The organism is Nocardia goodfellowii (assembly GCF_017875645.1).
Classification (GTDB): Bacteria; Actinomycetota; Actinomycetes; order Mycobacteriales; family Mycobacteriaceae; genus Nocardia; species Nocardia goodfellowii.
The window spans coordinates 3,832,570-3,844,984 of sequence record NZ_JAGGMR010000001.1 but is presented as its reverse complement, the minus strand read 5'-3'; the positions used below and the strand labels follow the sequence as shown (position 1 = coordinate 3,844,984).

Below are 12,415 nucleotides of genomic sequence, written 5' to 3'. Positions count from 1 at the left end.
TTCGGGCGGTGATCATCGCCCGCTCGCTGCTGTTGTTCGCGCTGGCCGCGCTCGCCGAGATCGGTGGCGCCTGGCTGGTGTGGCAGGGCTGGCGCGAGCAGCGCGGGCTACTGTGGATCGCGGCCGGGGTAGTCGCGCTCGGGGCGTACGGGTTCGTAGCGACCTTCCAGCCCGACCCGAACTTCGGGCGCATCCTCGCCGCCTACGGTGGCGTCTTCGTCGCGGGCTCGCTGGCCTGGGGCATCGTCGTCGACAAATTCCACCCCGACCGCTGGGACTACCTCGGCGCCGCCCTCTGCCTGACCGGCGTCGCGATCATCATGTACGCCCCGCGCCACTGATCCGGTCGGCGCGGCGCTCAGTCCGGAGTGAAAGCCCAGACGGCGGCGGGGCGGCCGGTGGGTTTGGTGCGGCGGCGTTCGCTGGTCCGAGTGAGACCCGGAATGGCGGCGAGGGTGCGGTTGAGATTGGCGGGGTCGGGGCGGGTCCCGAGGAGGGTACTGGCGAGGTCTACGGCGCGAGTGGCGGGAAATTCGGCGCCGGTGAGGGCGCGGGTGAAGGCGGGATCCTTCCAGAGCAGGCGGGCGAGGTGGGTGCGCGCGACTTCGACGATGGCGTTGTGGTCGAAGGCCAGCGGCGGCAGCTCGTCGAACGGCACCCATCGGGCCGGGCCCTCGTGGACGCCGACGACCGCCCACATCGCGATGGAGAGGGTGGGACCGCGGGGGTCGCGGTTGGGTTCGTCGAAGGTGACCAGCTGGCCGACCGCGCCGATCGCCGCCTCCGGCACCCCGAGTTTGGTGTGCACCGCGCGCCTGGCCGCCACGGCGAGGCGTTCGCCGCGGCCCAAAAGCACGCCGGGCAAGGCGAGTTCGCCGGTGAACGGCTCGTGTTCCCGCGGCGCGATCCCGAGCGTGACCGCGCTGTCGGTATCCCAGAAGCGCAGTGTCACCACATCGACCGAAACCACCGATTGCTCCACGGCGCACCATCCTGCCGGACGGCGCCGCGCGCGGACCTGCGGGGCGGGCGGTGATCGCGGGCCAGTACCCGCACTGAGCGGCGCGTGGCGAGAGGGCGAATAGTCAGCTACTTTCGCGGAGGATGCGCACACGGACTCGGCGAGCCGCTGCGGCCCTCGCGGCCTCGATGGTCGCGCTGCTGGTACCCGGGGAGGCACCGGCGGCCGGTGTCCGCACGCTCGGGCCGGACTTCCTGTGGGGAGTATCGATGTCGGGCTTCCAATCGGAAGGGCAGGCGCCGGACAGCAATTGGCTGCGCTACATCCGGCAGCACCCCGAATTCGACGAGTACGGCGACGCCGTCGACTTCTATCACCGCTACGCCGCCGACATCGATCTGGCCGCCGCGCTCGGCGTCGAGGTGTTCCGGATCGGAATCGAATGGGCGCGTCTGCAACCGGAAGGGCGCGACGCCTGGGATCCCGGCGCGTTCGAGTACTACGACGCCGTCATCGACGCCATCATCCAGGCCGGCATGCGGCCGATGCTCACCCTCGACCACTGGGTGTACCCGGGCTGGGCCTACGAGCGCGGCGGCTGGGACCACCCCGACATGGTGCACGACTGGCTCGCCAACATGCGTAAGGTGGTGGATCGCTACGCCGACCGGAATCCGTTGTGGGTCACCATCAACGAGCCCGTCGCCTACATCAGCCACGAGGTCCGGCTGCGCGGCACCGATCGGCGCGTCATGGAGAAGCGCGTCGCCGCGGCGCACAACGCGATCTACGAGCACATCCATCGCCGCCGCCCCGACGCGATGGTGACCAGCAATGTCGGCTACGTCGCCGGCAACGACCTGCAGATCAACGGCTCCCTGCTGGCCGATATCGGCCCTCGCCTCGACTACATCGGGTTCGACTACTACTACGCCTTCGAACCCCCGAAACCCGATCCTTCCGACCTCTGGGATCTACCGGTCCGTCCGGAAGGCATCTACTTCGCACTGCGCCGCTACGCCCGCCTCTTCCCGGGCAAACCGTTGTTCGTCGTCGAGAACGGCATCACCACCCAGGACGACAGACCCCGCCGCGAGGGCTACACCCGTGCCGATCACCTGCGCGACTCCATCTACTGGGTACAGCGCGCCGCCGCCGACGGCATGAACATCATCGGCTACAACTATTGGAGCCTCACCGACAACTACGAATGGGGCAGCTACAGCCCACGTTTCGGCCTCTACACCGTCAACGCCCGCGCCGGCGACCGCACCCGCGTCCCCACCGAAGCCGTCGCCGCCTACGCCGCCATCATCGCGGCGAATGGCGTCGACTTCGATTACCGCCCCACCCGCGAACCCGCCAACTGCGCCCTCGTCGACCCGCCCACCAGCTGCGCCGACCCGGTAGAAGTCCCTTGAGTACGCCGGGGGGCACCTCGACCCCGCGCCCGGCGGCAGTTCGGGCGAACCTACGCGGGCACACTGCTCGCCCGCCAGACACTGCTGTCTGCCCCTTGGGCCGTAGTGGGGGTGCGGTCGGCGCGATTCGGTCCGTCGGAGGTCAGGACGACGGGGGTGCTCAGTTGCCTTGACAGCCAATCGATTCGGTCCGCCGGCAACTCGACGAGCACGGGTTCGGCGCCGGTGAGGAGGGCGGTCAAACGCTGCTGGTGCGGGAGGTTTTGCCACGCGCCGAGCGGGAGGTCGTGGACGTGGCCCGCAGGGGTGTCGTAACCGATTGCGGCATAAGGTGTTCGGCGATCGAGGTGGGTGACCGCGAAGCCGTCGATGCCGTCGCAGGCGGCTATGGCGTAGCGCAAGAGGGTCAGATCGAGGTGGCCGATGCGGAAGTCACCTTGGTAGGGGCCGAACGCGTTGTGCGCCTCGGGGATGTCGAGGGATGGGTCTTCGGTGGGGAAGGGCCCCGCGCCGTGGCGGGTCAGGTAGCTGCGGGTGACGCCCAGGGTGTAGGCGGTCGCTCCGATACCGGCGAGCATGGCACGGGCGTTGCGTGGTTCCACCGTGGACCATGTGGTGTGCGGGTGGAAGCCGCGCCATTCGTCGAGCAAAACTCCTTGCGCGCCTTCGAAGATCAGCCTGCCGCGGCGGGCGAGGCGAGCAAGTTCACCGTCGTCGACGATGCGTACGGCAGCGGCGAATTCGCGATACATCTCGACCAGGTCGCGGATCGGCTCGTACCGGTGCTCGCTCGGCGCGATCAGGGGGCCGTAGTGCGCTGCCAGTAGATCCAGTTTTTGCCGCAGCGCCTTCGGCCGCAGGCAGTCCGCAACGGTCGGTGCGTCGTATTCCAGGGCGTACGAGGCGGTCTCCCCGATGCCGCGCCCGCAGGAACCATGCCGCGAGGAACCCCTCGCGTCCTCGCGGGCACGGTTCGCGGCGATGTGGATCGGGGTGGTCAGCAACGCGCGGCCGTCGACGCGCAACAGCGACAACGGATCCGGGACGCCGAGCGCGGCCAACTGCCGCGCCTCCCCCGCCAGCGCGATCGGCTCGACCAGCATGTGCTGCGACAGCAGCGTCGGTACACCCGAGAACGTCCCGGCGCCGAACTGCGCGAAGGCGTGGTGCTTGCCGTCGGCGATCACATTGTGCGCCGCCTGCGCTCCCCCGTTGAACCGCACCACCGCCGTCACGCCGAGCCCCGCATCAGGCGAACACAGCCAGTCGACCGTAGCGCCCTTCCCGGCGTCCCCGAACCCGAGATCCACCACAATGATGTGCTGCCCGTTCACCTTTCACTACCTCCCGCGCCTATCGCTCACACATATCTCCACACCGTGCGCTGAGTCCGGACCTCCCGCGAGACCGAACCCGGTTCGCGGCCCGCCGTCAGCGGGCGACGGGTGGCAAGGCGCGAGGGTCGTTGGGACGCAAAGCCCCTCGTACCGCGGCCGCTTCGGCGGCGGAGCCGAGATCCGCGAGGTCGGCCAACCCGGTGTCGAGGTCGACTCGGTCTTCCGCCAGGCCGATGGTCAGGGCGATGAGTTCGCACACCGCCGCGGGATCATCGAGCTTCAGGAAATTCTGCCCGAGCAGTGCGCGCCAGTGGTCGGCGATCTCGGGATCGTTGTAGTAGCTCGATTGGTTGGGCAGGATGTAGTGGACATGCCAGCGTTCGGCGAGCCGGCGGTAGATCGATTCGACCGAGATGTCGTGGCGGACATGGTCTCCGATGACGGCGCGGATGTGGCGGGCGGCGAGTTTGCGCTTGTTCAGTTCATCCCCGATGAGGAAGAGGTAGCCGCGTTTACGGCGCTTGTCCCAGGCGTCGGTGGCAATGTGGGTAGCCATGAAATAGGCGGCAAGTTCGTAGCTTTCGGATTTCTGACCGCCGCCGCCACCCTCGAGCAGGATGTTGCGGAGTTGCTCGTCCATCCGGTTGTCGGACTCGAATTGCCCGACCTGCAGGGGAACTCGGTCGGTGTCCGCGTCGCCGACGCCGCCGAAGAGGATCTGCGGGTCGTCGGCGTAGCCCTTGCTCCGCAGCAGCCCGTGCAGTTTGCCGAGCTTGCGCTGCATGATGATCGGCACCTGCCCCATGGAACCGGTCACGTCGAACAGCACCGCGATGGGCAGCGAGTTGCCGTGGTCGGCCGAGTCTCGGCATTCGCGCACGTCGACGCCGAGTGGGTCGAGCGATGGATGCGCCTGCCAGGTGTCGTAGGGGCGGTTGCGCAGTTCGGCGGTGTAGCCGAAGTCGTCGAGCCCCCGGCTGGCGCGATAGGTGCTTGCCGCCCGGTAAGCGGTGTCGTCCCAGTGTCCGTATCCCATTATCGGTCCTCCCGTTCGATATGTTTTAGTCTATGCAACTAAAACTGCGGCGGTCAAGGACTTACACTGCGAGGGTGGACCCGTTGACCCAGATCCGTGCGATCTGCCTGGCGCTTCCGGAGAGCAGTGAGCGCCTCAGCCACGGCTGCCCGGCGTTCTTCGTGCGCGGCAAAACCGTCTTCACCATGTTCACCGAGGACGCCTACGAGGAGACCGGCCACACCATCTGGTGCCCCGCGCCCGACGGCGTCCAGCAGGAACTCATCGACACCGAACCGGACCGCTTCTTCAAACCCCCGTACGTCGGTCACCGTGGCTGGCTCGGCGTCCGCCTCGGTGTCGATCCGGACTGGCCGGAGATCACCGAGATAGTTCGCGACGCCTACCGGCAGGTGGCCCCGAAAAAGCTTGCGGCGCAGCTGGACTGACCGCACGCCCGCCGGCCGCGAACGGGCCGGAGGGCGTGCGGTGTCGCCGGCATCACCGGACCAGCGTCTCGACGAGCCCTTCCGGAGTGAGTTCCACCCGGCGGGTGACACCGATGTCATCGAGAAAGCGCGGGTCGTGGCTGACCACGATGAGCGCGCCCTCGAAGCTGGACAGGGCCTGCGTGAGGTGTTGCAGGCTGGGCAAGTCCAGATTATTGGTCGGCTCGTCCAGCAGGAGCAGCTTCGGGGCCGGGTCGGCCAGCAGAAGCATGGCCAGCGCGGCCCGCAGGCGTTCGCCGCCGGACAACGCGCCGGCCACGACATCGGCGTCGGTACCCCGGAACAGGAAGCGCGCCAACTGCGAACGAATCTGTAGCGGGGTGGCATGCGGCGCCGCCGCCGCGACATTCTCGAAGACGGACAGGTCCTCGTCGAAGATGTCCAGACGCTGGGGCAACATGCGCCACGGCACCTTCGGACCCTGCTCCGCGATGTGCCGCAGCAGTGTGGTTTTACCCGCGCCGTTGCGGCCGGTGAGCGCGATGCGTTCCGGGCCGGAGACGGTCAGCGTGACCGTCGGGCCACACGCCAGCCGCACCTCCTCCAGCTCGATGACATCTTGACCCGGGTAGAGCCGGGTATCCGGCAGATCGACGCGGATCTCCTTGTCGGCACGCAGGAGCTCCTCCGCCTGATCGAGGTGCTGTTTCGCGTCCTCCAACTTCTCGATGTGGCTGTTGCGCAGCTTCCCGGCCGACACCTGGGCCTGCCGTTTGCGCTCGGCCATAATGATTTTCGGTTCCCGCTTCTGGTCCCACATCTTCTGGCCGTAGCGCTTACGGCGGTCCAGTTTGATGCGGGCCTCGACGAGTTCCTGCGCCTGCTTGCGTACATCGCTGCGGGCATCCCGGATGGCGGCGCGCGCCGCCTCCTGCTCCGCCTCGATGATCCGCTCGTACTCGGTGAAATTGCCGCCGAACAACCGCAACTCGCCCTGCCGGAGCTCGGCGATGGTGTTCATCCGGTCCAGCAGCTCGCGGTCGTGACTGACCGTGAGTACCGTGCCCGGGAACTGGCCGATCACCTCGTAGAGGCGTTCCCGCGCAACATGATCCAGGTTGTTGGTCGGCTCGTCGAGCAACAGCACATCGGGTTCGGTGAGCAACTGCGCCACCAGCCCGAGCAGTACCGTCTCACCACCGGACAGGGTGTCCAGGGTGCGATCCAGCTGAGCGGGCGAATCGGCGAGATAACGCAGACCCAGCCGGCCCAGCAGCGCGATCGCACGCTCCTCGACATCCCAGGCCGCGCCCACGGTGTCGAAATCGGACTCGTCCCCGCCACCGGATTCGATGCGGTGCAACGCTTTCCGGATATCGGCGATGCCGAGTACGGCGTCGACCCGCTGCCCTTCGGCGAGACCGAGATCTTGCCGAAGGTACCCGAAATGCCCGGACAGGGCGAGGGAGCCGCTCGCAGGCGTGAGCTCACCGCTGATCAGCCGCAACAGCGTGGATTTCCCCGCGCCGTTGGCGCCGACCAGACCGATGTGCCCGGTTCCGAGAACCGCCGAGAGCCCGTCGAAGACGGGGGTGCCGTCCGGCCAGGTGAAAGTGAGATCGGAAATAGACAGAAAAGACATGCGTCCTCCTGAGGTGCGACGGTATCGCGGCGCGCACTACGCGGGCCGCCCGAAAGCGCTACCTCAGAACTTCAACGGCATGACTCCGATCAACGGGAACAAGACCTGACTAGGTTACGCAGACATCCCAGGTTTGCGCCAGTGCGTTCTGGATCACAAAGTACGGAGACGTCGGGCCGACAGCTGCCGGAGTGGGATCAGACCTTGACGATCGAGGTCAGGGGATAGTCGCCCTGCCGCGCCCGTCCCCCGAGGAACTCCAGCTCCAAAACCACTGCGGCGGCGACGATTTCCGCGCCCGTCTGGGCGAACAACGCCGCGGCCGCGGCGAGCGTGCCACCGGTGGCGAGCACGTCGTCGAGCAGCAGGATGCGCTTACCGGTCAAGTCCAGGCCGTCGGCCGGGATCTCCAGCGCCGCGGAGCCGTATTCCAGGCTGTACTCCCGGTTCAGCACCGGCGGGGGCAGCTTGCCGGCTTTTCGCACGGCGAGCACGCCGGTGCCGAGGGTGGCGGCCACGCCGGCGCCGAGCAGGAATCCACGCGCGTCCACACCCGCCACCAGATCGGCGTCGGGGGCACAGGCGGCGAGGCAGTCGATGACCGTGCGGAAGCCTTCGGCGTCGGCGAAGACCGGGGTCAGATCCGCGAAGCGCACCCCCGGCGTCGGAAAGTCGTCTCGCCACCGGGTGAGGTGCCGCACCAGTTGTCCCGCCTGGGCGGTCCGCTCTGCCACTAGCTCCTCGGATTCGATCGCCGCGTGCTTGCTCATCGAGCCCTCTCCATGGTCACTGTCATCATTCGGCGACATTCGCGAGCCCTTCATGGTTGCGCAGGCTGTCGCCTCCGGGCCCTGAGCTCATGCCGCCGGCACTCACCGCTTCAACACCCAGCGGTCCATATTCCAGCCGGACCCCGCCTGGGTGGGACCCGCCAGACCGTTCTGCAGCCCGTTGGCGAATGCGATCGTGCGCGGAGTGGCGAACAACGGGATGCTCGGCATCTCCGCCCACAGCAGGTTCTCGCCTTCGGTGAGCAGATTCAGTTGCGCCGTCGAATTATCGTCGGCAGCAAGCTGATCGGTGATCGAATCGTAGCGTCCATTACCGAATCGACCGAAATTGAGACCGTTTCCGGTGCGCAGAGCGCTGGTCGCCGCTACGCCGGTCAGCGCTCCGGCGGGGCCGGGAACCGACGCGGTGCTGCCGAGTACGGCGTCGACTTTGCCTTCGCCGAGCTGGTTGGGCGTGAAGTCCGCGGAACCCGCGTCCACCACGGTGATACCCGCCGGTTTGCAGGATTCGGCGATCATGGCGACGGTCCGGCTACGCCGTTCGTCCGGGCCGCGATACCCGATGCGGATGGTTTGCCCGGCCGCCTTGCCGGCGGCCAACGCCGATGTCGCCCCGGGGATGTCGGTGTTCTTGTATTTGGCGGCGGCGCCGGTGACCGCCGGGTAGAACAGCGAATCCTCCTGCACGATACGCGAATTCAGCGGGCCGGACCCGAGCGCAGTGGTCGGCAGATCCTGGGCCTTGCCGAGCTGGTTGTAGAGCTCTTGCCGCGGCACGCACAGCGCCAGACCACGGCGGGCATCGACCGAGCCGAGCACTCCCCCGGTCGCCAGAACCAGTTGTTCGGCTCCCCGGCCGGGCACCGTCCGCGTCGAAAACCCGTCCAAATTCACATCTTTGACCGAGCCACCACCGATATCGACGACACTGACAGCTCCGTCGCCGATCTTCTCGCCGAGATCGGCGGACTTGCCGTAGACCACGATCCGGCCGGTCTCCGGCTTGTTGCCCCACCAGCGCTCATTCGCGACCAGGACCAAACCATCGGCCGCACCGAAGGATTCGATGCGGTAGGGCCCCGACGACGGGAACTTGGTGACATCCAGGCCGCTGGACAGGTTCCACCCGGTGTTCCAGAACTCGGCGATCCGTCCGATCGCCGCGGCATCACCGGACTGCAAGGGCGCCACCACATTCGGCACGTTCGCCGCCCGCGCGGCCACGTGCGCGGGCATCAGCTCACCGGCGGTGAACAGGTTCCGCCAGTACTGATAGTGCCGGTCCGGCCGGAACACCACGGTGGCGTCCTTGGATCCGGTCTGGCATTCGACCCGCTCGATCGCGGCGTAGCCCGCCGTGCTCGCGGCGTCGAACAGCGACCCTCCGCCGGGTGCGGTGAACCGGCCGCTGCGCGCCGCCCAGGTCAAATACAGGTCATCGCAGGAGGTCGGCACTCCGTCGGAGTACACCCCGTCCGGGTTGAGCCGGTACTGGATGGTCTGCGCCTCACCCGGCACCTCCTTGGCGGTGCCGACATCGGTGTCGGCGACCTGCTGCCCGTCCGGCCCGGTGTAGTAGAACCCGGTCAGCACCCGGCCGAACACCGCGGGCGAACCGCTGCTCGCGCCCAGGGTGCTACCGCCGTTGTAGCTGGTGACCGTGGCGTCGACGGCGTAGCCGATGGACGGCACCTGGTTCTCGCCCGAACACCCGGCTGCCAGCGCGACGACCGACGCGCCCGCGGCCGCCATACCGATCAACCGCGCCGTGCCGCGTGATCGCTGCATATGAACGAAACCCCCTGGGGTACTAGTTCCTTCGCTTGTGCCGTTTCCCGCTCGGGCGCGCACCGGGCTCCGGAGGCTGTCCGGCGTAGCGGCGCACCGGGGCATCCGTCGACGGCCGCCCGGTGGCGGCAACGGCCCGCTGCTCGGCGGCGGCCAGGGCTCGGGCACTCGCGACGCCCGACCGCTTGGCCAGCACCTTCTTGGTGTGCGCGGCCACCGGACCGAAGCGCTCCTTGAGCGATACGAGCAGCGGCGTGGCGAAGAAGATTGAGGAGTAGGTGCCCACCAGCAGACCCACCAGCTGCACCAGCGCGAGATCCTTCAGCGTGCCCACGCCGAGCAGCCACACCGCGATCACCAGCAGTCCGACGATCGGCAGGATGCCGATGAGCGCGGTGTTGATCGAGCGCATCAGGGTCTGGTTGACCGCCAGGTTGGCCTGCTCACCGTAGGTGCGCCGGTTCACGTGCAGCACGCCGCGGGTGTTCTCCTCCACCTTGTCGAACACGATCACCGAGTCGTACAGCGAGAAGCCGAGGATGGTGAGGATGCCGATCACGGTCGCGGGCGACACCTCCAGACCGACCAGCGAATAGATGCCCGCGGTGACGGCGACGTCGAAGACCATCGCCGCCAGCGCCGCGATCGCCATGTCCCGCTCGAAGCGGATCGTGATGTAGACCGCGACGATCGCCAGGAACACCGCGAGCGCGATCAGCGCCTTCTTGGTGATCTGGCCGCCCCAGGTCTCGCTCACATCCGAGACGCTGATCGCCGCCAGACTCGGCTTACCGCTGGAATCCTTGGGCTGGAACTCGGAGTACAGCGCCGCCTGCAGCTTCTCGACCTGGCCTTGATCGAGGGCCTCGGAGCGGATCAGCATATTGCTGGTCGCGCCGGCGCCGACCTTCTGCACCGACTCCGGGTCGGTGCCGATGGCGGCGCGGTAGACGTCCTCGACCTGACTCTGTTCGGCCGAACCCGGGAACTGGATCCGGGTGCCGCCCTCGAAGTCGATGCCGAAGTTGAAACCGCGGAACAGGATGCTGCCCAACGAGATCAGCAGGATGACGGCGGTGATGAGGTACCACATCCGGCGGCGGCCGATCACGTCGATCGCGCCGGTGCCGGTGTAGAGCCGGCTGAAGAAGCCGTGCTGGGACTTCGTATCGAAGTTGGCGTCGTAGTCCACGGCGTCCTCGGCGTCCCGCTTGCGCAGCGACGGGCTGGTCTGGTTGCTCATCGAGTCCTCACACCTTCGGAGAGTGCGGCGCCGGAGGCCCGGCGTTCGCGCGCCACCTCTTGGATCGCGCCCAGGCCGTTCACCCCGGGCTTCGCCCAGAACTGGGTGCGCGAAGCCAGCATGACCAGCGGCATCGTCACCAGGAACACCACGATGACATCGAGGACCGTGGTGAGTCCGAGGGTGAACGCGAAGCCCTTCACCTGACCGACCGCGAGGATGTAGAGCACCGCGGACGCGATCAGGCTGACCGCGTTACCGGACAGGATGGTGCGCCGGGCGCGGGCCCAGCCGCGCGGGACGGCGGACCGGAAACTGCGGCCCTCCCGCATCTCGTCCTTGATGCGTTCGAAGAACACCACGAAGGAGTCGGCGGTCATACCGATACCGATGATCAGACCGGCGATGCCGGCCAGGTCCAGCGTGAAGTTGATCCAGCGGCCGAGCAGCACCATGATGCCGTAGACCGCGAGCCCCGAGGCGAAAAGCGAAAGGGCGGTGAGGAATCCGAGCATCCGGTAGTACGCCAGGCAGTACAGCAGCACGACCGCGAGACCGATCGCGCCGGCCAGCAGACCGGCCCGCAGCGAGGACAGGCCCAGCGTCGCGGAGACGGTTTCGGCCTCGGAGGTCTGGAACGACAGCGGCAGCGAACCGTACTTCAGGGTGTTGGCCAGTTCCTTGGAGCTGGCGGCGTTGAAGTTGCCGGAGATGGTGGTGCGGCCACCCAGCTGCGGGCCCTGCTGCACGACCGGGGCGGACACCACGCGCGAGTCGAGCACGAACGCGACCCGGTTCTGCGGCGACTGCTGCTTGATCGCGTCACCGGTGATGGCGGCCCAGGCGTCACTACCGCCGGACTTGAATTCCAGGTTCACCTCGTGCCGGGCCTGCTGGGAGTTGAGGCCCGCGGTGGCGTCCTTGATCTCCTGGCCGTCAATCTTGCTCGGACCGAGCAGGTACACCTCGGGGTTCGGCGAGCCGGGAACCGCGCAGGTGATCAACGGCAGCGCCGGATCGTCGTTACCGGCCAGCGGGTCCGGCTTGGAGCAGTCCATCGCCAGCACGGCCGCCTGTTGCACCGCGGGATCGGCGCTCTGCCGAGTCGCCTTCGCTTCGGCGATCTCCTTCTGCGCGATCTCCTGCGGCGTGAGAGCGCCCGGGTCGGCGGGCGGCGTCGGCGCCTGCGCCGGGAACACGCGGGGCTGCGGGACCGGAACCTCGGCGGGCGGGACCTCCGCGGGCGGGACCTCCGCGGGGGGAACCTCGGCCGGCGGCGCGGTCTCGGCGGGCGGGGCCGGGGTGGGCTGGGTCGCGCCCTGGGTGGGCACCTTGCCGTCGGGGCCGACCGGGACGGCCGCCAGCACCGGACGAATGTAGAGCTTGGCCGTGGTGGCCAGCGCCCGCGCCTGCTGCCCGTCGTCACCGGGGACGGTGATGACGATGTTGTCGCCGTCGACGACGACTTCGGAGCCACCGACACCGAGACCGTTGACACGGTTCTCGATGATCTCCTGGGCCTTCTTCAGGCTGTCCTGGCTCGGCTTGCTGCCGTCGGGAGTGCGTGCGGTCAGCGTGACCCGGGTACCACCCTGCAGGTCGATGCCGAGTTTGGGCGTCGGGGTTTTGTCCCCGGTGAAGAACACCAGCGCATAGATCACGGCCAGCAGCGCGGCGTAGACGCCGAGCAGCCGGAGCGGATGTTGCGCCGATCCCTGAGAAGGTGGCACAGCAGGTATCTCCTAGGCGGAAGTCGAGTTGGATCCAA

11 protein-coding genes are annotated in these 12,415 nt (G+C 67.9%); 3 read left to right on the top strand and 8 right to left on the bottom strand.

The window, feature by feature from the left end:
- Positions 1-8 precede the first annotated feature (8 nt).
- Positions 9-341 (top strand): YnfA family protein, encoded by a 333-nt coding sequence (locus BJ987_RS17560; protein WP_372446872.1) that lies wholly within the window; start codon positions 9-11, stop codon positions 339-341.
- Between the two features lie 17 nt (positions 342-358).
- On the opposite strand, the gene BJ987_RS17555 is transcribed toward BJ987_RS17560, so the two are convergent.
- On the bottom strand, positions 359-982 hold the full coding sequence (locus tag BJ987_RS17555) for an NUDIX hydrolase (RefSeq protein WP_209891025.1): 624 nt from the start codon (positions 980-982) through the stop codon (positions 359-361).
- Positions 983-1,104: 122 nt separating this feature from the next.
- On the opposite strand from BJ987_RS17555, the gene BJ987_RS17550 reads away from it, so the two are divergent.
- On the top strand, positions 1,105-2,382 hold the full coding sequence (locus BJ987_RS17550) for a family 1 glycosylhydrolase (RefSeq protein WP_209891023.1): 1,278 nt from the start codon (positions 1,105-1,107) through the stop codon (positions 2,380-2,382).
- Positions 2,383-2,432: 50 nt separating this feature from the next.
- Here the strand turns inward: BJ987_RS17550 and BJ987_RS17545 are convergent, their stop codons facing one another.
- On the bottom strand, positions 2,433-3,716 hold the full coding sequence (locus tag BJ987_RS17545; protein ID WP_209891021.1) for an adenylosuccinate synthetase: 1,284 nt from the start codon (positions 3,714-3,716) through the stop codon (positions 2,433-2,435).
- Positions 3,717-3,813: 97 nt separating this feature from the next.
- Entirely contained in the window at positions 3,814-4,755 is a 942-nt protein-coding gene (locus tag BJ987_RS17540) for a hypothetical protein (RefSeq protein WP_209891018.1), read from the bottom strand.
- Between the two features lie 74 nt (positions 4,756-4,829).
- Between BJ987_RS17540 and BJ987_RS17535 the strand changes: the two genes are divergently transcribed.
- Positions 4,830-5,183 carry an MmcQ/YjbR family DNA-binding protein gene (locus BJ987_RS17535; protein WP_307869653.1) on the top strand — a complete coding sequence of 118 codons (354 nt, stop codon included), beginning with the start codon at positions 4,830-4,832 and terminating at the stop codon, positions 5,181-5,183.
- A gap of 52 nt (positions 5,184-5,235) precedes the next feature.
- Here BJ987_RS17535 and BJ987_RS17530 read toward each other — a convergent pair whose 3' ends face one another.
- From BJ987_RS17530 to secD, 5 genes are all read right to left on the bottom strand, one after another.
- Positions 5,236-6,825, bottom strand: coding sequence for an ABC-F family ATP-binding cassette domain-containing protein (locus BJ987_RS17530; protein WP_209891013.1), 1,590 nt, complete (start codon positions 6,823-6,825; stop codon positions 5,236-5,238).
- Between the two features lie 197 nt (positions 6,826-7,022).
- Positions 7,023-7,595, bottom strand: a complete 573-nt coding sequence (locus BJ987_RS17525) for an adenine phosphoribosyltransferase (RefSeq protein ID WP_209891010.1) — start codon at positions 7,593-7,595, stop codon at positions 7,023-7,025.
- Between the two features lie 102 nt (positions 7,596-7,697).
- Positions 7,698-9,404 carry an ABC transporter substrate-binding protein gene (locus tag BJ987_RS17520; RefSeq protein WP_209891007.1) on the bottom strand — a complete coding sequence of 569 codons (1,707 nt, stop codon included), beginning with the start codon at positions 9,402-9,404 and terminating at the stop codon, positions 7,698-7,700.
- A gap of 22 nt (positions 9,405-9,426) precedes the next feature.
- Positions 9,427-10,647: a protein translocase subunit SecF gene (gene secF / locus BJ987_RS17515; RefSeq protein ID WP_209891004.1), complete on the bottom strand. Its 1,221-nt coding sequence runs from the start codon at positions 10,645-10,647 to the stop codon at positions 9,427-9,429.
- Entirely contained in the window at positions 10,644-12,377 is a 1,734-nt protein-coding gene (gene secD, locus BJ987_RS17510) for a protein translocase subunit SecD (RefSeq protein WP_209891000.1), read from the bottom strand. The genes secF and secD overlap by 4 nt, the downstream gene beginning before the upstream one ends.
- Positions 12,378-12,415 lie beyond the last annotated feature (38 nt).